This window comes from Rossellomorea oryzaecorticis, from assembly GCF_045897515.1.
Lineage (GTDB): Bacteria > Bacillota > Bacilli > Bacillales > Bacillaceae_B > Rossellomorea > Rossellomorea enclensis.
This window is the reverse complement of sequence record NZ_JBJOSA010000002.1, coordinates 294,524-320,757: the sequence shown is the minus strand read 5'-3', so window position 1 is coordinate 320,757 and position 26,234 is coordinate 294,524. Positions and strand designations below refer to the sequence as shown.

At 43.5% G+C, this 26,234-nt stretch carries 23 protein-coding genes and 1 pseudogene; all 24 read right to left on the bottom strand.

Annotated elements, in window-relative coordinates; translation table 11 throughout:
* Window positions 1–441: 441 nt before the first annotated feature.
* Window positions 442–2,796, bottom strand: a complete 2,355-nt coding sequence (locus tag ACKA06_RS03735; RefSeq protein WP_032088778.1) for a DNA translocase FtsK — start codon at window positions 2,794–2,796, stop codon at window positions 442–444.
* Window positions 2,797–2,973: 177 nt separating this feature from the next.
* Complete coding sequence (locus tag ACKA06_RS03730; RefSeq protein WP_032088779.1) at window positions 2,974–3,180, bottom strand: YlzJ-like family protein; 207 nt, start codon at window positions 3,178–3,180, stop codon at window positions 2,974–2,976.
* Window positions 3,177–3,923, bottom strand: a complete 747-nt coding sequence (locus ACKA06_RS03725; RefSeq protein WP_032088825.1) for a ClpP family protease — start codon at window positions 3,921–3,923, stop codon at window positions 3,177–3,179. The genes ACKA06_RS03730 and ACKA06_RS03725 overlap by 4 nt, the downstream gene beginning before the upstream one ends.
* Window positions 3,924–4,102: 179 nt before the next feature.
* On the bottom strand, window positions 4,103–5,770 hold the full coding sequence (locus tag ACKA06_RS03720) for a ribonuclease J (RefSeq protein ID WP_058298439.1): 1,668 nt from the start codon (window positions 5,768–5,770) through the stop codon (window positions 4,103–4,105).
* Window positions 5,771–6,080: 310 nt separating this feature from the next.
* Window positions 6,081–7,343 (bottom strand): annotated as a pseudogene (gene ltrA, locus ACKA06_RS03715) (group II intron reverse transcriptase/maturase).
* A 591-nt stretch (window positions 7,344–7,934) separates the two neighbouring features.
* Window positions 7,935–8,804, bottom strand: a complete 870-nt coding sequence (gene dapA / locus ACKA06_RS03710; RefSeq protein ID WP_269751501.1) for a 4-hydroxy-tetrahydrodipicolinate synthase — start codon at window positions 8,802–8,804, stop codon at window positions 7,935–7,937.
* A gap of 24 nt (window positions 8,805–8,828) precedes the next feature.
* Window positions 8,829–10,067, bottom strand: a complete 1,239-nt coding sequence (gene dapG, locus ACKA06_RS03705; protein ID WP_411159013.1) for an aspartate kinase — start codon at window positions 10,065–10,067, stop codon at window positions 8,829–8,831.
* A gap of 90 nt (window positions 10,068–10,157) precedes the next feature.
* Entirely contained in the window at window positions 10,158–11,204 is a 1,047-nt protein-coding gene (asd, locus tag ACKA06_RS03700; RefSeq protein ID WP_411159012.1) for an aspartate-semialdehyde dehydrogenase, read from the bottom strand.
* A 182-nt stretch (window positions 11,205–11,386) separates the two neighbouring features.
* Window positions 11,387–11,980, bottom strand: coding sequence for a dipicolinate synthase subunit B (locus ACKA06_RS03695; protein WP_032088783.1), 594 nt, complete (start codon window positions 11,978–11,980; stop codon window positions 11,387–11,389).
* Window positions 11,977–12,879 carry a dipicolinic acid synthetase subunit A gene (gene dpaA / locus ACKA06_RS03690; protein WP_058298437.1) on the bottom strand — a complete coding sequence of 301 codons (903 nt, stop codon included), beginning with the start codon at window positions 12,877–12,879 and terminating at the stop codon, window positions 11,977–11,979. Before dpaA ends, ACKA06_RS03695 begins: the two co-directional genes overlap by 4 nt.
* A gap of 547 nt (window positions 12,880–13,426) precedes the next feature.
* Window positions 13,427–13,660: a YlmC/YmxH family sporulation protein gene (locus tag ACKA06_RS03685; protein WP_411159011.1), complete on the bottom strand. Its 234-nt coding sequence runs from the start codon at window positions 13,658–13,660 to the stop codon at window positions 13,427–13,429.
* Between the two features lie 119 nt (window positions 13,661–13,779).
* Window positions 13,780–15,018, bottom strand: a complete 1,239-nt coding sequence (locus ACKA06_RS03680; protein WP_197670781.1) for a M16 family metallopeptidase — start codon at window positions 15,016–15,018, stop codon at window positions 13,780–13,782.
* Window positions 15,019–15,034: 16 nt separating this feature from the next.
* Window positions 15,035–16,036, bottom strand: coding sequence for a polysaccharide deacetylase family protein (locus ACKA06_RS03675; RefSeq protein WP_411159010.1), 1,002 nt, complete (start codon window positions 16,034–16,036; stop codon window positions 15,035–15,037).
* Window positions 16,037–16,163: 127 nt separating this feature from the next.
* Window positions 16,164–18,284, bottom strand: a complete 2,121-nt coding sequence (gene pnp, locus ACKA06_RS03670) for a polyribonucleotide nucleotidyltransferase (protein ID WP_032088788.1) — start codon at window positions 18,282–18,284, stop codon at window positions 16,164–16,166.
* Between the two features lie 270 nt (window positions 18,285–18,554).
* Window positions 18,555–18,824, bottom strand: coding sequence for a 30S ribosomal protein S15 (rpsO, locus tag ACKA06_RS03665; RefSeq protein ID WP_032088789.1), 270 nt, complete (start codon window positions 18,822–18,824; stop codon window positions 18,555–18,557).
* 135 nt (window positions 18,825–18,959) lie between these two features.
* The gene (gene ribF, locus ACKA06_RS03660; protein ID WP_032088790.1) at window positions 18,960–19,904 is read right to left on the bottom strand and encodes a bifunctional riboflavin kinase/FAD synthetase; all 945 of its coding nucleotides are present in this window, start codon (window positions 19,902–19,904) and stop codon (window positions 18,960–18,962) included.
* 18 nt (window positions 19,905–19,922) lie between these two features.
* Entirely contained in the window at window positions 19,923–20,831 is a 909-nt protein-coding gene (truB, locus tag ACKA06_RS03655) for a tRNA pseudouridine(55) synthase TruB (protein WP_198257752.1), read from the bottom strand.
* An 82-nt stretch (window positions 20,832–20,913) separates the two neighbouring features.
* Window positions 20,914–21,285, bottom strand: a complete 372-nt coding sequence (rbfA, locus tag ACKA06_RS03650; RefSeq protein ID WP_032088792.1) for a 30S ribosome-binding factor RbfA — start codon at window positions 21,283–21,285, stop codon at window positions 20,914–20,916.
* Window positions 21,286–21,339: 54 nt separating this feature from the next.
* Window positions 21,340–21,618: a DUF503 domain-containing protein gene (locus ACKA06_RS03645; protein WP_058298433.1), complete on the bottom strand. Its 279-nt coding sequence runs from the start codon at window positions 21,616–21,618 to the stop codon at window positions 21,340–21,342.
* Window positions 21,615–23,807, bottom strand: a complete 2,193-nt coding sequence (gene infB, locus ACKA06_RS03640; protein WP_411159009.1) for a translation initiation factor IF-2 — start codon at window positions 23,805–23,807, stop codon at window positions 21,615–21,617. Before infB ends, ACKA06_RS03645 begins: the two co-directional genes overlap by 4 nt.
* A gap of 20 nt (window positions 23,808–23,827) precedes the next feature.
* Window positions 23,828–24,130 (bottom strand): YlxQ family RNA-binding protein, encoded by a 303-nt coding sequence (locus tag ACKA06_RS03635; RefSeq protein WP_032088795.1) that lies wholly within the window; start codon window positions 24,128–24,130, stop codon window positions 23,828–23,830.
* 10 nt (window positions 24,131–24,140) lie between these two features.
* Window positions 24,141–24,407 carry an RNase P modulator RnpM gene (rnpM, locus tag ACKA06_RS03630; RefSeq protein WP_032088796.1) on the bottom strand — a complete coding sequence of 89 codons (267 nt, stop codon included), beginning with the start codon at window positions 24,405–24,407 and terminating at the stop codon, window positions 24,141–24,143.
* A 12-nt stretch (window positions 24,408–24,419) separates the two neighbouring features.
* Window positions 24,420–25,553, bottom strand: a complete 1,134-nt coding sequence (gene nusA / locus ACKA06_RS03625; protein WP_032088797.1) for a transcription termination factor NusA — start codon at window positions 25,551–25,553, stop codon at window positions 24,420–24,422.
* A gap of 39 nt (window positions 25,554–25,592) precedes the next feature.
* Complete coding sequence (gene rimP, locus ACKA06_RS03620; RefSeq protein WP_032088798.1) at window positions 25,593–26,060, bottom strand: ribosome maturation factor RimP; 468 nt, start codon at window positions 26,058–26,060, stop codon at window positions 25,593–25,595.
* Window positions 26,061–26,234 lie beyond the last annotated feature (174 nt).

The window sequence follows — 26,234 nt, the reverse complement described above, 5'->3', positions numbered from 1 at the left end:
GACCTCTGATGTATATCTTTCCTACTAATCGAAAATACTATAACACTTTTCTTTTAATAAATAAATAGCATTATGTGATTTTGTCGAAAAAAAAGACCAATAAGGCAATTCTGAAAATTTTTTTGGTAAAAAATAGGTTAAAAAGCGTGGTTATGTCTTAAAAACATTAAATATATTGCATATTATTACACAAACAATCTTGATTCTTACTTTTATTAATATTACTGAAATATTCAACTTGATTTTGAAAACGCTTTTAATAGTATATCACATTAGTGGATAACCTAGAAGATGAGAGTGAATACCTGATATTTTTAAGGATTTTATCAGAAATTCCTGGTTCTTTCTTAACCGAAGGACTATTATATGCGAGTGCAGCACATCCTCATAAAAAAAGTGAAGCCTCCTTAAATCAAGGTAAGCTTCACTTTTCTTAAACTCTTATGCATTTTGTTCTTCAGATGGTTTGCCCACAAGCACGGTCCGAGGTTTGCTTCCTTCGTAAGGGCCGACTACCCCTCTTACTTCCATTTCGTCTATTAGGCGTGCAGCACGCGTATATCCGATCCTGAACCTGCGCTGCAGCATCGACACGGAGGCTGTTTGCATTTCCGCAATCAATTGTACGGCATCATTATACAACTCATCTTCCGCTTCACCGCTTCCAGAATCCTCAGGTATATCATCAGGAATCATTTCTTCCTGATATTGAGCTCTTTGCTGGGAAATCACGAAATCGACAATATCTTCCACTTCCTCATCCGACAGGAAGGCACCCTGTACCCTTGTCGGCTTGGAAGCACCTACAGGCATGAACAGCATATCTCCCCTGCCGAGTAACTTTTCTGCTCCCCCTGAGTCGAGTATGGTCCTGGAATCTGTCTGGGAAGATACCGCAAAAGCAATCCGTGAAGGGATATTCGCTTTGATAACACCCGTAATGACATCAACGGATGGTCTTTGAGTTGCGATGATTAAATGGATTCCCGCAGCACGCGCCATTTGGGCGAGACGGGTGATGGCATCCTCTACATCATTCGAAGCGACCATCATCAAATCTGCCAATTCATCCACAATTACAACAATATACGGCAGCAGCGGCTGTTTCTCTTCATTCTCCAGATTCTGCCTTTTTACATAGTCATTATAGCCTTCTATATTCCTAGTTCCTGTATGAGAAAACAATTCATAACGCCGTTCCATTTCACTGACCACTTTTTTCAGTGCCTGTGAAGCTTTCTTGGCGTCCGTTACCACTGGTGCCAGAAGATGCGGAACCCCGTTGTAAACATTCAATTCCACCATTTTCGGATCGATCATCATCAACTTCACTTCATGAGGCTTAGCCCGCATTAAAATGCTGGTTATGATTCCGTTGATGCAGACACTTTTACCACTGCCCGTTGCTCCCGCTACAAGCAAGTGAGGCATTTTATTGAGCTCTGCCAGCACAGCTTCCCCTGTAATGTCCCTGCCAAGACCTATCTGCAGTTTTGATTCCGGTTTATGATGCTGTTTAGACTCCAGCACTTCCCGCAGGGAAACCATGGCAACTTCAGAATTAGGAACTTCTATCCCGATCGCTGACTTACCTGGTATCGGTGCTTCTATCCGGATATCTTTAGCTGCCAGTGCCAGCGCAAGGTCATCACTCAGGTTCACGATTCTGCTGACTTTAACACCTACATCCGGATGGACTTCATATTTAGTGACGGCCGGGCCCAGATGAACCTGGGTCACCTTCGCTTTTACACCGAAGCTTTGAAACGTTCTCTCAAGCTTTGCAGCATTTGCATGGATCAACTGATACTCATTGCTTTGATCCGTTTGCTTTGGACTTTTTAAAAGCGTCAAAGAAGGAAGTTTGTAATCTTTATTTTCCACTTCGGTGAACGTGATCGGCGGTGCAGAATCTGTTTCTTCCTCATTGCTGTTCTGCGGCTGGGCTTCCTTGGCCTTTTCGGATTGGTCTTCTTTCTCCTTCTCTGAAGGCATTCCGCCATATGCCCTTTCTGCAAAATTGGAAATGATCGGTTCGATTTTCTCCTCTTCTTCAAGGTTAGCCGGGGGAACCGGTGCTTCTTGCTTTTTCGAATCGTTGTCTTCTTTTTGTTTGTTTTGTTTCTTCTCCGCCTTTTTATGATCTTTGGACTCTTTCCATTCGCTCATATCAGTCTTGAAAGCTGCCCATTGACCGCTTAAGAATTCACGAAAGCTCGACCCTGCCTTCCCTAATACTTCTCCCAGTGACTTGCCCGTCACGAGGATGATACCAATCAAGATGAATGTGGCACTGACGATCCTTGCCCCCTGAGAATCGAATAGGAAATACGAGACAGCAAATAAGATACTCCCGATCATTCCACCGCCAAGATCTGTTGTGCTGGTTTCTCCGTTTACATCCATCCAGTACAAATCCCATGTATTCATAATGACGCTCGGATTCTCAAACATCCCGTCATTGGAAAGGAGATCAAATAATTTCACATGACTTAATAGTAAAAAGCTGGCGACAATGATATAAAGTCCGAGTAATCGCCGGCTGAACAGTAGCGGAATCTCTCTTTTTATCATTAGAAAGCCTGCAATGTAGAGTACTAATAATAATGCGGCCATATACCATTCACCCAGGAAAAATCGAAAGAAATAGACGAATGCCTTCCCAACGGCCCCAAGCTCAATAATGGAGATCAAACTTAAGGCTATCAATGCCAGCCCGGTAATCTCGTATTTGATCGTTTTTTTCAGAGAATCAGTTTTTGAAGTGCGTTTCTTCCGTTTTTTTCGTTTTGCCAATATGTTTCACCTAAATTCTTTAAATTCTCTGTTGTTATGTAATTGAAGAAAGGGCCGATCACTTGGGGCAAATCATGTGCCTAAGGTGTCAGACCCTTCTCAATAAATGGATATAAGTTTACATCACAGATTCAACTTTATTATAGCATATCCAATATTTACAGAAAATCCTCTTTCTTAATTCGTGATAAATTCCCCCGGACATATTGAGCTGTTCATATAATGAGCAGGGTCACTGCTCATCACCCTGATGACCCGGTATTTATCTTCTACTTTTTGAACAAGCACAGGGACTCCCTGGTGTTCAACCATCATCTGTCCGCTGAAATCCGCTGCATCTGTTGGATATACCTGCTCATAAGGGACGGTTGTATATAGAATCATTGGATCAATCCTTCTTTTTCATCACTTTGTTTTTTGATTTCTATTAATTCATTGATTTTCCGGATGGCTGAACCAATGCCCCCGATTCCGTCAATCAACCCATATTCTACGGCATCATCCCCTACGACGTTTGTCCCGATATCCCTTGTGAGGTTCCCTTTTGCAAACATGAGATCCTTGAATGCTTCGTCTGAAATATTACTGTGTTTGGTCACAAAGCTGACGACACGCTCCTGCATTTTATCAAGATACTCAAACGTCTGGGGAACCCCGATGACAAGACCGGTCAGCCTCACTGGGTGGATGGTCATGGTTGCGGTACTCGCAATGTATGAAAAATCACAGGATACAGCAATCGGAACCCCTATGCTGTGCCCGCCGCCCAGTACAACGGATACTGTAGGTTTAGATAAAGACGCAATCATTTCAGATATGGCCAGGCCAGCTTCTACATCTCCTCCTACAGTATTAAGAATGACCACCAGACCTTCTATTTTCGGGTTTTGCTCAATCGCCACTAACTGAGGAATCACATGTTCATATTTCGTCGTTTTATTTTGCGGAGGCAGCTGCATATGACCTTCTATCTGTCCTACAATCGTTAAACAGTGAATATTGGAATCCTGAGAAAGCTGGGGTACATTCGTTTGGCCCAGCTGCTGAATTTTTTCCATCAAACCTGATGGCTTGCCTTTTCCATCATCGTCAGTTTTATTCGGCTGTGCCGGCTGCTCTTCGTTCATGTTCAACTGATTTTCGTTCATAATGACATCTCCTTTTTCAATTCCTTCTGTTGTTATTATTTTTATAAGAGCGCCATTTCATACTAGCTAACGTGGTACTCCCGATATTGAATACAGTCATAAATAAAAAAGCTGTCCGTTTGATACTAAGCGGACAGCTTTTTCGCATTTTATATAAATCATACTTCCATGATGATAGGAAGGATCATTGGGCGCCTTCTTGTTTTGTTGAATAGGAAGTAATTGAGCTGGTCCCGGATGTCCTGCTTGATAGCGGACCATTCGAAAGAGCCTTTTTGAAGATATGTCTGGACGACGTCGGTGACGATGCCCGAGGCACCTTCAATCAGTTCCTCCGATTCCCTTACGTATACAAATCCCCGAGAAATAATCTCAGGTCCAGCTACAATTGCTTTCGTCTTGCGGTTGATGGTCACCACCACAGTGAAAACACCGTCTTCGGAAAGAAGTTTTCGATCGCGGAGGACGATATTTCCAACATCCCCGACTCCGCTTCCATCAATGAGTACATTGCCTGCCTGCACCCTGCCGCTCATTTTCATTTTGCCATCTTTATACTCAAGAACATCACCTTTATCCAGGATGAAAATCTTTTTATATGGCAGCCCAATATCATGAGCAAGCTGAGAGTGTGCGACAAGCATTTTATATTCCCCTTGAATCGGTACAAAATGCTTCGGTTTCATGATATTAAGCATGAATTTTAAATCCTCTTGGCTGCCATGTCCGGAAACATGGACTTTCTTGTTTGCTGTAAGCACATCTGCACCGGCTTTGTATAACATGTTGATTGTCCGTCCGACAATCACTTCCATCCCTGGAGATGGTGTCGCTGTGATAAGTACAGTATCGCCGGATGTGATATTGACAAGCCGGTGGGATTTCTTAGCCATCCGCTGCAATGCTTCAAATGGCTCACCCTGGTTACCTGTAGCAACTATGACGATTTCATCATTAGGGTATTCTTCGATTTCATCGAGCGAAATCATAATTCCCTCACGAATGTGAAGGTATCCCAGCTTCAATGCAACATCATATACCCGCTTCAAGCTTTTGCCTACCACAGCCACTTTACGGTTGTTTTGCTCTGCTGCATCAAAGACCTGCTGGAGGCGGATCAAGTTTGATGCAAAGCATGCGACGATGATCCTGCCCTTTGCTGTACGGAATGTCTCAGTCAGCTGATTGGCGATGACCCCCTCAGATGTGGTATAACCAGGCCTTTCCGCCTCCGTACTATCCGATAGCAGACATAATACACCACTGTCCCCGATTGCCGCCATTTTCCCCAGGTCCGGTCTGTATAGGTGTTTCGCGGACTGGTCGAACTTAAATTCTCCTGTATGTACAATGGCACCTTCAGATGTATGTATACACACTCCAACCGAGTCAGGGATGCTGTGGGTGGTTCTAAAGAAAGAAACCTGTACGCCATCAAAGTTCAACAGACTGTCAGTATGGACCGTGAAGAATTTCACATCTTCTGGCATCTTGGCGTCCTTTAATCTTGATTTGACCAATGCATTCGTCAATTTCGTCCCATATACCGGTGCTTTTATTTTACTTAATACATATGATATTGCACCGATGCTGTCTTCATGGCCATGTGTCAGGAAAATTCCTTTCACGCGATCCTTATTTTCAATCAAGTACTGGATATCGGGAATGACGATATCGATTCCCAGCATTTCATTCTCAGGGAACATCAGTCCCGCATCGATGATGAAGATTTCATGGTCCACTTCCACTACGTACATATTCTTGCCGATTTCACCTACTCCGCCTAATGGGATTATGCGGATAGCCTCATTTTTTGTCTTACTCACAATTTGTGTCCTCCTATGCTGTGCTTCCCCGATCTATAATCAGTCAAATTCATTATACTTGATACCTTTTTTTAAGTACAACCAATTTTATCCTGTAAAGGAACGTAAAGGGTCTGCTACGTTCTGCTGAATGATATCGAAGCTTGCATCATTTTTCTACGTAACTATTTCGATACCGGAAGATCAAATCCTTTTTTTAATTATATATTTTTCCTTTTAATCAGTGCTTTTGATCAATCGAGTAGGGGGGGATGATTAATCCCCGACCTCTCACACCACCGTACGTACCGATCGGTATACGGCGGTTCAATCAAGATGATTGACGAAGACTTTCGTACCTAACGATAAGACTTAGGAGCCCTTGGCGATTCCAGAAGGAATTGCCAAGGGTTTTGTGTAGTATTGGACTCTGTGCGATCCTCCAATAACCCTTTCGGGTATTACCCCACTCATATGCTTTCCATTTTGGAACGCCGAGCGCAATGAGGTTACGGACCTTCGTTTTCGGCAGTTTCCACTGCTTCCACAGACACATTCGTAATCTTCTTCTGATCCATGCATCCAGGTATTTTAGGAAGCTGGGTGTATCAGCGAGTTGAAAATAGCCGATCCATCCCATTAGATATTGGTTCAGCTTTCTGATTCGCCCCTCCATCGACCACCCTGAAGATCTTGAAGTTAGAGAACGGATTTTCTGTTTCAACCGTTTTATACTTTTGGCGGCAACTCTGACTTTTGGTTTGCGATTTGATGTAAAACTAAAGCCAAGGAACGTTCTTCTCCAAGGACGGTCCACCGCAGATTTCTTTCGGTTTACCTTCAGTTTAAGTTTCTTCTCAAGAAACGTTGTCACTGAATTCATCACCCGGTTACCGGCTTTAGGCGAACGGACATAGATATTACAATCATCTGCGTACCGTATAAAGCAAAGCCCCCGTTTCTCTAATTCCTAGTCCAGTTCATTCAAAATGATGTTAGAAAGCAATGGACTAAGAGGGCCTCCCTGTGGAGTACCTTCCTCACTCTTCACCTTTACACCTTCTATCATAATTCCGGCATTGAGGTAAGAACGAATCAGTTTCAGAAGTGTTCTGTCCTTTACTTTCTTCGCGAGAAGACCCATGAGCTTGTCATGATTCACTCTGTCGAAGAATTTCTCTAAGTCAATATCGACAACCCAGCGATATCCTTCCTGGATATACGTTTTCGCTTTTCTTACGGCGTCATGGGCACTCCGATTTGGTCGGAACCCATAACTATGATCAGAGAAGGTTGGATCGTATATCTGAGAGAGTATCTGGGCAATTGATTGTTGAATCATACGGTCTGTCACCGTTGGGATACCTAACAACCGGACGCCGCCGTCTGGTTTCGGGATTTCGATCCGACGTACCGGGTCCGGCTTGTAGGTTCCCCCAAGAAGATTCTTTCGAATCCTCTGCCATTCGTGCATGATATGCGATCGCAGGTTTTGTACGGGCATAAGATCCACGCCATGGCTTCCCTTATTACGCTCTACACGTTTCAGTGCTTCAAGCATATTTGGTTTAGACAGAATCATATTCATCAACATCACTGATATTCCTTTCCTTCGTGTGTCACGTTTCCTCTTTCGATGGCCCTGCCTCACACTCCCACCAGCCCTCACGGAATTCACCGTTACCTCTAAGTGGACAGCTCATTTCAGATTGTCTGTGAGTCTCTCAGTTACCATGAGCCAGGTCGTGGCACTCTCTTGATTGTTCAGTCCTTCCCGGCTTCCTCGAGAAAAGCCGGTACTATGACCTCGGCTGACTTCTGGCGGTTCAGCGAAGAATCGCTTCTCCGGTTACCAAGTATTCAAGGCGTATCCGCCAGATCTCCCCGGGTAAGAGTGCAATCTTTCCCTCCATCTATCCGCCTCATTTACTTTCTGCACCTTCGACAGTTCGGACTTCATCTTGTATTGCAGACTTATCCAGTGCAACAAGCCTTATATGAGATTCGTGTTCCTCGGACCGGAGGTTTGCCGCCCGCTTCCTTCAGATTCCGGGTCGCCCCGGACACCCTTGCGTTAAGCTAACCGCTACAACTGTCTTCACGGCTCGGGACTCTCACCCTATAGATCACACCCATGCCGGGCGCACAATAAAAAAATGTGCAGGTTATCCCTGCACATTTTTGACTATATACTTTTGATCAATTGGCTGAGTTTTGTTCTTTCTGCTTCGGATAATGGAATGAGCGGAAGACGTACAGAACCGAAATCCATACCTTTCATTTGCAGTGCGGTTTTTACTGGTGTCGGGCTCGGGCTTGTGAACAAGCCTTTCATAATCGGCAGCAACTTTTGATGGGTTTTGGCTGCAGAGGCAATATTGCCTTCTACAAATTGATGGACCATTTCCTGCATCTGATTCCCGATGATGTGGGATGCAACTGAAACGATCCCGCTCCCGCCGATTGACAAGATTGGCAGAGTAAGGCCGTCATCACCGCTGTACAGTGCAAAGTCCTCCGGTGTATTAGAGATGATTTCCGTCATGGCATCTAAATCACCGCTTGCTTCTTTGACAGCTGTGATATTATCGATTTCTGACAATTTGATGATGGTTTCCGGCGCAATATTCACTGACGACCTGCCTGGTATATTATAGAGCATGACAGGCAGCGAGGTTGATCCTGCAATTACCTTGAAGTGCTGATATAACCCTTCCTGACTTGGCTTATTATAATAAGGGGCCACCAGCATGATGGCATCGACGCCTGCCTCTTCTGCTTTTTTTGTCAACTCAATCGATGCATGCGTATTATTGCTTCCCGTTCCAGCTACCACAGGGATCCTGCCATCGACGACTTTTACAACATGGCGGAATAAGGCAACCTTCTCTTCTTTTGTTAATGTTGGCGATTCCCCTGTTGTGCCAGCTACCACAAGGGAATCAGAGCCATTATCAATTAAATAATTTATCAGCTGGGTCGTTTTGATGAAATCTATATTTCCTTTATGATCAAACGGAGTGACCATTGCGGTAGAAACACGGCCAAAATTCAAGACTTACACTCCCCTTTACTAAATCTATCCTGCTTTAAATGTGCAATGTGCCTTCTCTAACTGAAACGTGTCATGGAGGGCATTCACCGCGCGGATTAATTCATTTTCCTTTACCAGTACCCAGATCGTCGTATGGCTGTCTGCGGATTGAAGTATACGGATTCCATTGTCGGACAGAGATGTCACGATAGCCGAAGTGACCCCCGGCACACCTGTCATCCCGGCGCCGACTACCGAAATCTTGGCACAGTTTTCTTCTATTGCGGGGTCGTAACCTTTTTTCTTTAGGATCGCCACTGCTTTTCCGGCAAGAGGCGAAGCAACAGTATAAACGACTCCTCGGGGGGAAATGTTTATAAAATCAACGCTTATCCCCTCATTTGCCATTGCCTTGAATACTTCAGCCTGAAGGTTATACTGATCCTTTTTGGCGAATACTTTAATCTGGGTAAGTTGACTTACATGTGCAATACCCGTGACTGGGTGATTTCTGAATTCTTTGTGTGCCTTTGTATTTTCTGCAGTCGTCACCAGTGTGCCTTCACCCATCGAGTAGGTGGACCTTATCCGGATCGGAATATTTGAATTCATTGCAATCTCGACTGCCCTCGGGTGGATCACTTTCGCCCCCTGATAAGCCATATTACAAACTTCATTGTAGGAAACAACCGAAATCGGCCTGGCTTTTGCCGATATCCTCGGATCTGCAGTCATGACGCCTTCGACATCGGTAAAAATATCAATATACTCCGCTTTCAATGCAGCTCCAAGTGCAGAAGCAGAGGTATCGCTTCCTCCCCTGCCTATCGTGGTGATGTCCCCATCTTTTGTTGCCCCCTGAAATCCTGCAACGACCACAGCATCATGGTTTTCAAGTTCCTGGTATAAACGGCTGCATCTCATTTCAATGATTTTTGCTTTTGTAAAATCATTGTTTGTTACAAAGCCCGCCTGAGCCCCGGTTAATGCTGTGGACCGGATGCCCTCATCTAGCAGCATCGTGGAGAAAACCAGACTGGAGATAATTTCACCGCAGGATAACAGCAGGTCCTGTTCCCTTTTACTTACAAGGGCATGTGTGCCTCCGATCAAGGATAATAGGGAGTCTGTGGCATATGGTTCTCCCTTCCTTCCCATTGCAGAGACCACTACAACGACCTTATAACCCTTATCGATTGCTCCTTTAATATGAGCAAGAGCCTTTATCCGGCTTGCTTCATCCCGTACAGACGTCCCACCAAATTTTTGAACGATCACTTTCATGACTACACCTCATTGTCAATGTTCAAGAGGCATGAAGGCTGTGAATTGGCTGATAATAGGATACGAATAGTAGAAGGACGATCCTCTTATTTATTTCACTAATCCAAGTTTAACAAGGCTTTCAGCAATCTGTACAGAGTTCCATGCTGCGCCTTTCAATAAATTGTCTGAAACAATCCACATATGGAATCCATTGTCTTCGTCTAAATCCTTGCGAATCCTTCCTACAAAAACATCCGGCTTTCCTACCGCATAGGCAGGCATTGGGTAAACCTGTTCTTCAGGGATATCCTGAAGTGTCACGCCTGGTGCTTCTTGCAGCAGGGATTGCAATTCTTTCACTGAGACGGAATCCTTTTCTACTTCAATATATACACTTTCAGAGTGACCTGTTACAACAGGAAGTCTTACGCAAGTTGCAGATACTTTAAGTGAAGGCATATGCATGATCTTTTTAGTTTCATTGATCATTTTCATTTCTTCAAATGTAAATCCATTGTCTTGGAACATATCAATTTGAGGCACGGCATTGAACGCGATCTGGTAATGCTTCTTATCTCCTTTTACAGGCAATACAGATGGCTCAAATGCGTCTCCATTTAAGATTGCCTGGGATTGTTCATGCATTTCATCAATTGCGGCAGCCCCTGCTCCTGATACTGCCTGGTAAGTAGATACAATCACTTTTGTTAATCCATATTCTTTTCTGACGGGCTCAAGAGCAGCTACCATTTGGATTGTGGAGCAATTTGGATTCGCAATGATTCCTTTATGGAGTTTGATATCTTCTTCATTGACTTCAGGTACAACCAGCGGAACATCCGGGTCCATACGGTAAGCACTTGTATTGTCCACCACGATGGCACCGCGTTTTACAGCTTCAGGAGCAAGCAGCTTGGATACACTTCCCCCCGCACTGAATAAGGCAATATCAACTCCTTCGAAGCTTTCCGGTTTAGCTTCTTCCACCTTCCATTCTTTCCCTCTGAAAGTGACACTTGAGCCTGCCGAACGTGCCGAAGATAATAACGTCAGCTGTTTAATTGGAAAATCCCTTTTATCTAACGTATGAAGCATTTGTTGGCCGACAGCACCCGTCGCACCGACCACTGCTACATGAAAACCACTTGTATTCAAAACTCTTCTCTCCTTCCAGCCATTTATGTTCTCTCATAGTAGTACAAACAATTTAGTCGTTTACTATAATAAAGGTTATTTTAACATAAACAATTATTTGACAATAGTGGTTTTTTTGATGATTTATAAATCTGCATGAAAAGAAGGCCATCCAACCGGCAGATGATAGCCTTCGAATCAATTCAGTCTAAAAATTTTTCAATAATGACCGGCTGAAGTTGTTTTCCTTCTATAGCAGCCTCAATCGTTTCTTGGATGAGCGTCATTCTTGCAACCATTGACTTGGGTTTGTTTTCCGGTGCATCCTGGCCGAATGGTATAAAATAAATATCTTTAGTCGAGATCAACCTCATGAGATTTATACCATTCAATCCCAATGCATCATTTGTTGATATCCCCAATACGACAGGACGATGATTCCGCAGGGTGGCTTTTGCAGCCATAAGTACTGGCGAATCTGTCATGGCGTTCGCAAATTTACTCATTGAATTTCCAGTAAGCGGGGCGATCACCATGCAGTCCAAAGGTATTTTGGGTCCTAACGGTTCTGCTTTAACAATTGAATCGATCACCCTGTGCCCTGTGACATCTTCAATTCTCTTGATCCAGTCTTCCCCTTTTCCAAATCTCGTTTCAGTGTTCATTACCGTGGAGGTGACGATCGGCATCACTTCTGCCCCGTTATTAACCAGTCTTTCAATTTCCGGGAATACAGCATCATACGTACAATGTGAGCCTGTTAATCCAAATCCGATCCGCTTTCCTTTAATACTCAAGTTAAGCTCTCCTTTCCAGAATCAAAATCTTCTTCAAGAAGCTGTGCTAAAACATTAGCTAATATCTGACCGGCCGTTTTCGGGGCGACAATTCCAGGAAGTCCCGGAGCCAACAGCGCTTTTATCCCCCTTTTTTCCGCATAACGGAAGTCGGTCCCGCCCGGTTTGGATGCCAAATCAATGATAAGGGTGTGAGGAGGCATCTTTGCAATTACATTCGCTTTTATAATGGAGGTAGGAATGGTATTAATGCAGATATCACAGCTTTCCACTTCCTTAGTCAATTGGTCAAGATGGAATGCATCAAGCCCCATTTCCGTGATCCTGGCAAGATGTTCGCTTTTTCTTGCACCCACCTTTACTTTTGCTCCCAGATTACTGAATGTCCTGGCCACACTCATGCCCACTCTCCCAAGACCCAGAACCACAATGGAAGACCCATGTATTGTAAAATCGGTATGTTGAATAGCCATCATAATTGTTCCTTCCACAGTAGGAATTGAATTATAGATGGCAACATCGTCTCTCTCAAATAACTGAACCAGTTTACGGTTTGTTGATTTCATTACGTTATCCAAGTATTCATTGCTAATTCCTGAATAGATCGTGCAGTGCTCTGGCGTCTGGGATACGAGATCTTCACTGAGACAAATTTTCTCATTTGAAAAGATCGTATCGATTTCTCCTTGTAGATTCGTGCCGGGAACAGGTAAGATGATGGCATCCATTATGGAGAAATCTACCTCACCTAATTTTTCCTTCACTGCCCCTGTAAAGGCATGATCCAACTGTTCAAAACCAACCAGAGAAATCTTCGCATCCAGCTCTGTCAGCTTGCGAATGATCTCCAGCTGGCGAGCATCTCCGCCTAGAACTGCGATCTGCATTCCGGTCAACATCACTGCTTTCACCTTCTTTTAACATAATCGCTATTCGAAATCCCTTTTCACTTCAACAGTGTATGTTATGAACAACTAATGGGTGAAAAGAAAAGCGAAGGGGCTTTGCTCAGAGGCGGGTGGCATAAGGCGGACCGGCCACGAAGGCGCTTTTTGCCTTCTTGGACGGTTTGACTTATGACATGTGCCTCTAAGCCCCGTAGCTGGACAAAGAAAAGCGGAGGCGGCTTGCTCAGAGGCGAAAAGCATAAGACAGGGCAGCCACAAAGGCGCTCTTTGCCTTTTTGGCTGGCATGGCTTATGTCTCGAGCCTCTAGCCGCCGTAGCTGGACAATAAGAAAAGCGGAGGCGGCTTGCTCAGACCCGACAAGCATAAGATAAACGGGCCTGGAAGGCGCTCTTTGCCTTCCTGGACCGTTTAGGTTATGACCTCGAGGGACTAGCCGCCGCAGCTGGACAATACAAAAGCGGTGGCGGTTCCTCAGTGGCAATTTGCATAAAAAAAGAACGGGAATTATCCCCGTTCAGCGTTTCTTTCTATTTTCAATTAATCACTTGAAACTTCCAATATGATCATATCAGTACCAATTGTCCTGATCTGATGCCAGGGAACCCGGATTTCGCCTGATTGTTTCCTTGACCATTTACCCGTTGGTATGACAAGGGCATGGATATGGCCCGATTTATCATCAAACTCTAAATCCGTGTGACCGAGCACGCCCAGTCTCTCGGCTTTCCGGTAATCCACGATTTCTTTTCCGCTTAGCTCACTCAACCTCACTGAAATCAGTCCTTCCATTTTGCTCTGTAGTACAATGTATACATTGTCCAGTATATTTAGAAGGGGTTTCTGTCAATGAATATAAAAAAGCAGGCTTTCACCTGCTTTTTTTGATTACTTTATTTAATGTTCTTTGGGAGGCTTCCATCCGGACTGATCAGCGAAACGGCATAATCATCTGTAAAGATGTCTTTTGCAATCCGGTTGACCTTTTCCATTGTGACTCCATCGATTTCTTCCACAATTTCATCCAGGGTACGATGGCGTTTTAATAGTAATTCATTCTTCCCATTCCTGCTCATACGGCTGTTAGTGCTTTCAAGGCTCAGCATCAAGTTTCCTTTTAGCTGTTCCTTGCTGTTGGTGAGCTCTTTGGAAGTGATGCCTTCTGCCTTTAGATCTTCCAGGGTATGGTGGACCGTATCAAATAATTGGTCCAATTGATTTGCCCCGGTTCCTCCATAAATCGTTACCATTCCACTATCCTGGTAAGCGGAGTGATAGGAAAATACGGAATATGCCAATCCCCGCTGCTCCCTTACTTCCTGGAATAGACGGGATGACATGCTTCCTCCGACAATATTATTCAATACAATCAGATTATAAATATCACTGTGGCCGATTTGAAGGCCATCGAAGCCCAGGCATAGATGGGCTTGTTCAGTATCTTTCTTTCGTGCAAGCTTATTGTAGTGGAAAGATGGCTGGACCCTTTCGGCTGGACCCTTGCCGCCTTTATAGGAACCGAAAAGTTTTTCCACTTCTTTGATGAAGCTTTCATTCACATTACCTGCTACGGATACGACGACTTGCTCCGGTGTATACATATCATGCATATATTGCTTTAATTTTTCCTTATTAAACGTACTCAGTGTGTCTTCCGTACCCAGAATCGGATAACCTAGCGGATGTTGTTCATAGATGGCTTTACTGAGAAGATCATGGACGATATCATCCGGAGTGTCTTCATACATCTTAATTTCTTCATAAACAACATTTTTCTCTTTGCCCATTTCCTCTTCATCGAAAGAAGAATTGAAAAACATGTCTGACAGCGTATGTAGGGCATATTCTGCATGGTTGTCAAGAACCTTGGCATAATAGCAGGTATATTCCTTAGAGGTAAATGCGTTTACTTGTCCGCCGATGCTGTCGAATGATTCTGCGATTTCTCTGGCAGACTTGTTTTTTGTTCCTTTGAAGAACATATGCTCAAGAAAATGGGAGATCCCATTATTATCGGGTACTTCATTACGTGAACCTGCACCGATCCAAACACCGATTGCAACGGATCGGACAGTAGGGATTTCCTCTAATACGATTCTTAGTCCATTTTGGCAAGTATGTTTCTTTATCAAAAAGTGTTCCTCCTATTCATGATGCAGAGAATGATGAGCTCGATGAATGATCGATATTTTCAATGATTCTTTCTTCTTTGAATAAACTTGAGATCGTACCAAGCCGCAGCTCCTTGTCTTTAATCTGTACAATCAAGCTGTTAAGAGAGTTTGCGGTTGAAGCGGTCGGGTGCATAAGGATGATGGCCCCCTTATGCAGCTTGGACATAACACGATTGATAAGGACATCCGGCTGAGGTTTTTGCCAGTCGATTGTATCAACACTCCACATAATCGTGCGCATATCCATATTGTGAGCGATTTTCACCACTTCATCCCTATAACTTCCGCTCGGCGGTGCAAACCATTTCACCTTTTTCCCGGTAGTCACTTCAATGATCTCATTTGTTTTCTTCAATTCTGACATTACTTTCGATGTCTCAAGAGTCTCCATATTGGGATGGGAATAAGAATGATTTCCTATCTCATGTCCTGCATCCACGATCATTTTTGCTAATTCCGGGTTATTCTTAACCCATCTGCCTTCTAGAAAAAAGGTAGCATAAACGTGATGTTTTTTCAAAGTTGCGAGCATATCTGGAATAAATTCATTGCCCCATGCGACATTTATGATAAAAGATACCATCGGTTTATCAGGATTTCCCCTGTAGACTGGAGACGGAGGTAAATCGGATAAATGGGTTTCCGGAGATATTTGCTCATATACAAGCTTTTCAGTTGAAAAGCCCCGTTCCTTTTTCATATTTTGCAATGATTTCTCCACATCTACCTTTACCCCGTTATAACCAGGAGTGGCCTTCCAGACAGTGTCAATCTTTGCGTCTTGTGCAGGAAAGCTCTTTGTTTTCGCTGCTTCTTTTATTTTCTTGGATAATTCTTCTGTACTGCTGCCGCTTACCGCTGCAGATTCATGTTTCAAGCTGAGTACATACTGATCTGATAATGGATTATCTACTGCCAATAATGTCAGAATAGCAATTACACAAATCCCAATCAAGTATTTTTTTCCCACCGTCATCCACCTTCCTTCATTTTAACATATGAAAAATAAGGACAAGGTAGAACGTGGTTTGAACTGCATAGAAAAAGGCTGCCTGTCGAGAGATTGTTCTCCAACAGGACAGCCTGTCTATCATCGGGATCAGTTATGCTTGATTTTGCTCTTCTTTTTCGCGTTGTTCCTTCAGAACTGCTTTTCTCGATAAGTTGACTCTTCCCTGGTTGTCCACATCAAGGACTTTAACTAGGATTTCATCTCCGATCGATAGAACATCTTCAACTTTTCTGATACGCTCCTCAGCGATTTCAGAAATATGGACCAGCCCGTCTTTTCCTGCAAAGATCTCTACGAAAGCTCCGAATTTTTCAATTCGTTTCACTTTACCAAGATACATTTGGCCAGCTTCCACTTCTCTTACGATATCTTCAATCGTTTTCTTCGCAACCTTGTTCATTTCTTCATCAGTAGAAGAGATGAAGATGGTACCATCTTGTTCGATATCGATCTTGACACCAGTATCATCAATGATTTTATTGATTTGCTTACCGCTTGGACCAATAACATCACGGATTTTATCCGGGTTGATGTGCATTGTAAGGATCTTTGGAGCATATTGAGAAAGCGACGATCTTGATTCGCTTAATGTTGCAAGCATGCTGTCAAGGATCTGCATTCTGCCCGCTTTTGCCTGTTGAAGTGCTTCTTCAAGGATTTCCCTTGAAAGTCCCTCAATCTTAATATCCATCTGGAGTGCTGTAACCCCTTTTGATGTACCTGCTACCTTGAAGTCCATATCCCCAAGGAAATCTTCCATACCTTGAATGTCAGTCAGAATGGAATAATGTTCCCCTGACTTTACAAGTCCCATTGCGATACCTGCTACAGGTGCTTTGATCGGCACCCCTGCATCCATCATGGCAAGCGTACTTGCACAGATACTCGCTTGTGAAGTGGACCCGTTGGATTCCAGTACTTCAGAAACGAGTCTGACAGTGTAAGGGAAATCCTTTTCATTTGGGATAACAGGCTCAAGAGCACGCTCACCGAGAGCACCGTGACCGATTTCGCGGCGGCCTGGTCCTCTGATCGGACCGGTTTCCCCTACACTGAACTGAGGGAAATTATAATGGTGCATGAATCGCTTGGATTCTTCAATCCCCAAACCATCCAGTATTTGGACATCCCCAAGGGCACCTAATGTACAAATGCTGAGTGCCTGTGTTTGTCCGCGTGTGAACAGGCCGGATCCGTGCGTTCTTGGCAGAAGGCCGACTTCTGAAGATAGCGGACGGATTTCATCTACTTTACGGCCATCAGGACGTACTTTCTCTTCAGTGATCAGGCGGCGCACTTCATTTTTAACTAGCTTGTCCAGAATCTTTTTTACTTGTTTCAATGTGTCGTCGTCAGCATCCTTTTCTTCGAAAGAAGCCATGACATTTTTTTTGACAGAGGAAATCGCTTCTTCACGTGCATGTTTCTCCTGAACCTGGATGGCTGGGATCAATTCCTCTTCACATAGTGAACGAACTTCTTTTTCAATTTCTTGATCAAGTTCGAAAAGCTCGATTTTCAGTTTTTCCTTACCGACTTTAGCAACAATCTCTTCCTGGAATGAGACTAATCGTTTAATTTCTTCATGACCGAACATGATTGCTTCAAGCATTGTTTCCTCAGGGACTTCATCTGCCCCTGCTTCAACCATATTGATCGCATCTTTAGTACCCGCAACCGAAAGATGGATTTCACTCTTTTCGAGCTGCTCTACAGATGGATTAATGATGAATTCGCCATCGATCAGTCCGACGATTACACCCGCAATTGGTCCTTCGAATGGGATATCGGATACTGAGAGCGCCAGTGAAGACCCGAACATAGCCGCCATTTCAGACGAACAATTTTGATCCACACTCATGACCATACTGATGACTTGTACTTCGTTTCGGAATCCGTCTGCAAAAAGAGGACGGATAGGACGGTCGATTAAACGGCTGGCCAGGATGGCTTTTTCACTTGGTCGTCCTTCACGTTTGATAAAGCCACCCGGAATTTTACCGACCGCATATAATCTTTCTTCATAGTTGACTGTCAACGGGAAGAAATCAAGCGGCTTCGGCTCCTTGGATGCAGTTGCACTGCTCAGTACTGCAGTATCTCCATAGCGTACCAATACTGCTCCATTGGCTTGTTTAGCCAATTGGCCCACTTCCACCGTCAATTCTCTTCCAGCCCAGTCGATGGAAAAAGTTTGTTTAGTTTGTTCCATAAAGTGTACCCCTCTCTTTATACATCACTTAAAGGGTGTCGGTTTAACCTTACCCGTAATAAATAAATACAGTAATCTATATCATGCACTAAAGTGCTGTTATATTCAATTCTCATTATTATGTATTGTAGACAAATTGACGTTATATGAACACTTTTGAAATAAAATCTTTGATTGCCTTACTTAAAAAGTAATGGAGAATCATACAAAGATTTCCACTTATTAAAACTAAAGAAAAAGCGGGAAATATTCCCGCTTCCTTGTGTCTGATTATCGACGTAAACCTAGTTTGTTAATTAACTCACGGTAGCGTTGTACATCTTTCTTACGCAGGTAAGATAAAAGATTACGACGGTGACCTACCATTTTAAGAAGACCGCGACGAGAGTGGTGGTCTTTCTTGTGAACGCGCAAGTGATCGTTCAGATTGTTAATTTCTTCTGTTAGGACAGCAATTTGAACTTCTGGAGATCCAGTATCGTTCTCATGTGTTTTGTATTCACTGATAAGTTCGTTTTTACGCTCTTTAGTGATAGCCATCCTTTTCACCTCCTAATGATTTCTTTCAAATCCCCTGTTACCGAGCATACGTTGGTGATTCGTGATGCCAAGCAAAGGTTCATTTCATACGCTATTTAGAATACTACTTTTTTCTACAAAAATCAAGGGATAACATCAAATTCCCGAAAAGTACGTAATAGCCGTATCTTTGTCCCTCTGAATTTGTGAGATCAACTCGTCAATTCCCGAGAATTTCTGTTCGTCACGTATTCTTTCAAACCACTCGATATATACCTCTTCGCCGTAAATGGAAGAATTGAACTCAAACAAATGCACTTCAATTGATAAGGAATAGTCATCAGGATTTTTGAACGTCGGCTTGAAACCAATGTTGCACACGCCATCATACCATTGGTTATGGATTTTCATACGGACAGCATACACCCCGTTTTTCGGTAATAAATAAGGGTGTGTCAATTCAATATTCGCTGTAGGGAAGCCTATTTTACGCCCGCGTTTGTCGCCATGAATGACGGTGCCCTTCATTCTGTAAGGTCTGTCCAAAAGCGTGGTTACCTTCGAGACATTGCCTTCTTTCAAATGATTCCTGATTAAAGTTGAACTGATCTTATCCTCTTCTTCCGTAAGCTTTGGAACGGTGATGGAAGTAAATCTTTCCCGGGAATGAAAAGGCAGTGTTTCCATCGTGCCCTTTCCCATCCGTCCATAAGAATAATCAAAACCAGCCACTACTTGGCGGACATTTAAATTGATGATGTATTGATCGACAAATTCCTGAGGAAGCAGGGACGCAAACTCAGAAGTGAAACGTACAACAAACAGATAGTCCACCCCTAAGTTGCTTATGATTTCCTTTTTGTCTTCAAGCGGAGTAATGAAATGGATATGTTTATGCTTATGCCCGAGCACCACAGAAGGATGGGGATCAAATGTCATCACAGCACTATGTAAATGTTGATCTCCAGCCGATTGAACGGCCGTTTTGATAACCCTCTGATGGCCTTTATGAATCCCGTCAAAATATCCGAGTGCAAGGACCATCGGTGGAAAATCTTCTTTTTTAAACGAATGAGGATGATGTACGGTTATTATCTTCACAGTATTTCACCTTTTTCACTAATCGTTGAATAATACTTTCACCGGCTTAATTACCCCGGGTTTCTCAGGGTGGCGCCGATAGATGGCAATGGCACGGTCAAGATGAACCATCACCACTTCGGTATCACCGGGCCAGTTCCCGGGTTCTTCTAAGCGGGCACCGTTCTTAACTTTCTCTGCTAATGTATCACTAATTTCCATTTTCGGCAAATGGGAAAGTCCCGATTCCAAGGGACTCAGAAGCTCTTCAGCCCGATTTCCCTCAGCATATTCCTCCACCTGTTCTAAAGTAAAACAGTCGTCTTGTGAGAGACCTGCTGAACTTGTACGTGTGAGCGCTGACATATGAGCGGGATAGCCGAGCTGCTTTCCTATTTCTACAGCAAGGGTCCTTACATAAGTCCCTTTACTGCATGACACTTTAAATGAGAAACATGGATTCTCCCCTTCCAATTCTGTCCAGTCACCATTAAGCAGCAATTCGTGAATATGTACCTTCCTTGATGGACGTTCCACTTCAATCCCCTGTCGGGCATATTCATAGAGTCTTTTGCCATTCACTTTAACTGCTGAATACATCGGGGGTGTTTGAGTGATCTCACCTGTCAAGCCGTTTAATATCTCTTGCACCCTTTCTCTGTCTATCGGTTGTTCTACAGTCTTGGTTTCAACGACGTCTCCCCAGGCGTCTTCGGTCGTTGTGGAGGAGCCCAGTGTCACTTCTCCTTCGTACGTCTTCCCTGCTGCTGTAATATATTCAGCTATTTTTGTGGCCCTGCCGATGCAAATCGGCAGTACACCTGAAACTTCAGGATCCAATGTCCCGGTATGGCCAACTTTCTTAGTCCTCAGTATTTTCCTCAATTTAAACACACAATCATGCGAAGTCATGCCCCTTGGTTTCCATAATGGCAAGATCCCGTTCATCTTCTTATCCTCCATTCTTACTGAAATTCAAAAAAGACTGACCCACACGAAATTCATTCCCGCGTGAATCAGCCCTCTTTGCTTACTCGTCTTTATTCTGTGAATCTTCATCCGGTTCATCTTGCACTTTGCGAAGAAGCGTTTCAATATGATTACCGTATTCAATCGATTCATCAAACTCAAAGATTATCTCAGGTGTTTTGCGGAGGCGGACCCTCTGTCCAACTTCAGAACGGATGAATCCTTTTGCCTTCGCGAGACCCTTTAAGGTATTTTCTCTTTGGTCTTCTCCACCAAGGACAGTAATATATACTTTTGCCTGTTGAAGATCACCTGATACCTGTACATCGGTAACAGTCACAAATCCTATACGCGGGTCTTTAATCTTTCTTCCGATAATATCGCTGAGCTCTTTCTTCATTTGCTCGCCAACTCGATTCGCACGATGGCTCATCAATATCACCCCATATTTCTGTCATTAATGTGTGTTGAATCGCGGGCATGACTCTTACAGCAATTCCCAAGTCGTATCGGTTCTTTCCCATTCGGGAAAAGAATCAATGAACTTCAATGCATTTTCTATTTCTTTTTCACTCGATGCTTTCGAGGAAGCGACGGTGACAATGGCTATCCTTGTCCTTTGCCACACTTCCTGATGATCGATTTCTGAAACAGATACATTATATTTCTGTTTTAAGCGAGTGAGGACTCTTTGTAAAACAGCTCTCTTCTCTTTAAGGGAGTGAGAATCATGAATCATGCACTCACATTCAACATAAGTGATCATTTACGAGTGATTTCCTCCATGACATAAGCTTCGATTACATCGCCTTCTTTAACGTCGTTGAAGTTTTTAATCGTAATACCACATTCATAGCCTCTCGCAACTTCTTTCGCATCATCCTTGAATCGTTTTAGAGCATCAAGTTCACCTTCAAAGATCACGACGCCGTCACGGATCAGACGGACACCGGAGTCACGGGAGATTTTACCCTCTGTTACATAGCTTCCCGCAATAGTTCCGACTTTAGACACTTTGAACGTTTGACGGACCTCTGCCTGACCAATGATTTTTTCTTCAAATTCCGGATCAAGCATACCCTTCATTGCTGATTCAATTTCTTCCATCACTTTATAAATGATGCGGTGTAAGCGGATTTCCACACCTTCAGCTTCAGCAGCACGTTTCGCGTTGACATCCGGACGCACATTGAATCCGATGACAATTGCATTGGAAGCGGAAGCAAGAGTGATGTCAGATTCATTAATCGCCCCGACACCAGTGTGGATGATGTTGATCTTGACACCTTCAACTTCAATTTTTAATAATGAAGCAGCCAAAGCTTCCACTGAACCTTGAACATCAGCTTTAAGGACCAGGTTGAGATCCTTCATTTCGCCTTGTTTCATTTGTTCGAAAAGGTTTTCGAGACTTACTTTGGATTTTTCTCCGCGCTGTGCCTGCAGGGCCTGTGAAGCACGTGATTCACCTACGGAACGGGCTGTTTTCTCATCCTCAAATACTACAAATCGGTCCCCTGCTTGAGGTACATCATTAAGACCTGTAATTTCAACAGGAGTCGATGGGCCGACTTTCTTCACACGGCGTCCAAGATCATTGACCATTGCACGCACGCGTCCGAAGGTGTTCCCTACTACAATCGGATCACCAATTTTAAGTGTACCGTTTTGAACTAATAAGGTAGCTACAGAGCCGCGACCCTTATCAAGCTGCGCTTCGATGACTGTACCGTTTGCAAGGCGGTCAGGGTTCGCTTTCAACTCTTCTACTTCACTTACGAGGACGATCATCTCAAGAAGGTTATCAATCCCTTCCCCGGAAAGAGCAGACAGTGGAACGAATATTGTGTCGCCTCCCCATGCTTCCGGTACAAGCTCATACTCTGTGAGTTCCTGCATCACTCTATCAGGGTTTGCTGCTTCCTTGTCCATCTTATTCACGGCAATGATAATCGGTACTTCAGCAGCCTTGGCATGGTTGATTGCTTCAACCGTCTGCGGCATGACACCATCATCAGCTGCAACGACGATGATCGCGATATCCGTTACTTGAGCACCGCGTGCACGCATTGTAGTGAAGGCAGCATGTCCTGGAGTGTCAAGGAATGTGATTTTCTTGCCTTCGACTTCTACCTGATAGGCACCGATATGCTGAGTGATTCCGCCGGCTTCGCCTGCTGTCACTTTAGTATTACGGATAGAATCAAGCAGAGTCGTTTTACCATGATCGACGTGACCCATGATGGTTACGACTGAAGGGCGTTCCTGTAATTCTGCTTCCTCATCTTCAGTGAAATATACACCGAGGTCGGTTGTGTCGATTTTGATTTCTTCTTCAACCTCTACTCCATATTCACCTGCAATCAACTCGATTGAATCCTTATCCAATTCTTGGTTGATTGTCGCCATGACACCAAGCATGAAAAGTTTCTTGATGATTTCTGACGGCTCTTTGTGAAGTTTTTTAGCAAGTTCGGCAACCGTCAAGGATTCAGAGAATGTAATCTTGGAAGGAAGCTCTTTCTTTTTGGCAGGCTGCTGTTGCTGAGGTGCCTGCTTGAAGTTTTTATTCGGTTTGTTATTTCTGTTATTTTTATTATTTCTCTTATTGTTGTTATTGTTATTATTATTGAAAGCTTTTTTCTCCTTCGACTGAGACTGCTGACCATTCTTCTTTCCATCGCGGTTATTCGGTGCAGAATTCACCTTGCCTTTGGAAGAGGAATTATTTTCTTTGGCAGTGTTCTGTTTTTGGTTTGAATTATTCTGAGCCGGTTTATTACCCTGCTCTTTAGAATTACTTGAAAACATTGAATCTAACTTTTTCACGGTGTCGTCTTCTATTGTTGCCATATGGTTTGATACCTCAATATTTAATTGCTTTAATTTTGAAATAACATCTTTGCTTGAAACATTATATTTTTTTGCATATTCGTAAACTCGCGTCTTGCTCATATGTTCACCCCCATTGAGATTCAATCGAGCATATCAGATAATTTACCGGCAAAACCTGCATCGGATAATGCCACAACTACCCTGGCTTCTTTGCCGATGGAATGACCGAGGATATACCTGTCCTCTACAAACTTAACAGGCACATGGTAAGACTTGCATTTATCCATGACCTTCTTCTGAGTGTTTGCGGAAGCATCTTTTGAGAGCAGTACAAGCTTCGCCCGGCCGCTCCTTACTTCCTTGATCACCAATTCTTCACCGGAAATAATCTTCCGTGCCCGATTTGCCAACCCTAAAAGTGACATCCAACGATCTTGTTTCATACGCTAAACGTTACTCCTTCTCTACAAGACTTATCAATTCATCATAAACGGAATCGTCTATCTTTGCTTGTAATTGATTGGCTAAAGTGTTTTTCTTCTTTGCCTGTAAAATAACTTCCTTGTCCTTGGAGAGGTAAGCACCGCGTCCCGATTTCTTACCTGTGGGATCGACCGATATCTCTCCTTCTTTCGATCGGACAATTCTTATCATATCTTTTTTAGGTTTCATTTCCCCTGTTGCAACACATTTGCGCAATGGTATCTTTTTGCTGCCCATGCTTTTCACCTCTTACTCTTGATCATCAAAATCAATATTCAAAGGTTCGTTATCATACTCTTCTTCTTCATCCTGTGGAAGAAAAGCTTCCTCACGAGGATAGAGTCCGAGTTCGCGTGCATCGGTTTCACTTTTGATATCAATCTTCCAGTTTGTCAATTTTGCAGCCAGCCGAGCATTCTGTCCGCGTTTTCCGATTGCTAGAGACAGCTGATAATCGGGTACGACCACTCTTGTTGCTTTTTCTTCTTCATTCACTTGGACGTCCAGCACTTTGGATGGACTCAGTGCATTTGCAACAAAAGTCACCGGATCTTCAGACCAGTGTACAATATCAATTTTTTCACCTTTTAATTCATTTACGATAGCCTGCACGCGGGCGCCCTTCGTTCCCACACACGCTCCTACCGGATCAATCTCCGAATTTTCAGCATGAACGGAAATTTTCGATCTGTCACCTGCTTCGCGGGCCACCGATTTAATTTCTACGGTACCGTCAAAGATTTCAGGAACTTCAATCTCAAACAGGCGTTTCAATAATCCTGGGTGTGTTCGGGAAACAAAGATTTGAGGACCTTTTGTCGTTTTCTCGACTTTGGTGATATATACTTTGATCCTGTCATGCGGTTTATAAGTTTCATTGGGCATCTGTTCACTTACAGGGAGCAGGGCTTCAATCTTGCCAAGCGCCACATAAATGAATCTATTGTCCTGACGCTGGACGATACCGGTCATGATATCTTCTTCGCGATCAACGAATTCTGAGTAAATGATCCCGCGTTCTGCTTCCCTTACACGTTGTGTGACAACCTGCTTTGCTGTCTGGGCCGCGATGCGCCCGAAATCTTTAGGTGTAACCTCAAGTTCGACTACATCACCGACTTCATAGCTCGGATTGATCTCAGCCGCGTCTTCTACAGAAATTTCAAGACGAGAATCAAAAACCTCATCAACTACTTCCTTGCGGGCGAATACCCGCATTGTGCCCGTATCCAGGTTCAAATCTACGCGGACATTCTGTGCCTGATTGAAGTTTCGTTTGTAAGCTGACACCAAAGCGGCTTCGATTGCTTCAATGATCACATCTCTTGCGATGCCTTTTTCTTTCTCTAAAACAGTTAGAGCATCTAATAACTGAGTGCTCATGTTTGTGTAATCCCCCTTTATAGTACGGTTGTATCCTGATTAGAATGTAACAGCCAATCTTGCAATCGCAATCTTGTCTGATGGGATTTCAACCTTCTTTTTACGAGTTTTGATGGTGACTTCCAATGATAATTGCTCAGAAGAATAGGAAAGTAATGTCCCTTCAAACGCTTTTTCTCCATTGATCGGTTCATATGTTTTGACGTAAACATTCTTACCGACAGCTTTTTGAAAGTCCTTTTCATTCTTTAAAGGACGCTCCGCTCCTGGAGAAGATACTTCCAAGAAGTAATTATGTGGAATCGGATCGATTTCATCCAGTTTCTCACTTAGTCGTTCGCTGACCAAACCGCATTCTTCAATGTCCACACCGGAATCCTTGTCGATAAAAACACGAAGGAACCAATTGGAACCTTCTTTGACGTATTCCATGTCAATGAGTTCAAGTGACATGTCATCAAGGATGGGTGTAACAAGTTCTTCTACTAGTGTAATAATTTTGCTCATACTTACCTCCTGGTCTATATGAAAATCTTGCACCAAGACTAGAAATAATCCTTAAAAAACCCATGTAATAACGAAAGAGTGGGGTGCGACCCCACTCTTCTGCTTAGAGCTATCTTTAGTATTTCCACTAAAAATATACCATAATCCACATTTTTATGCAAACAATTCCCATGG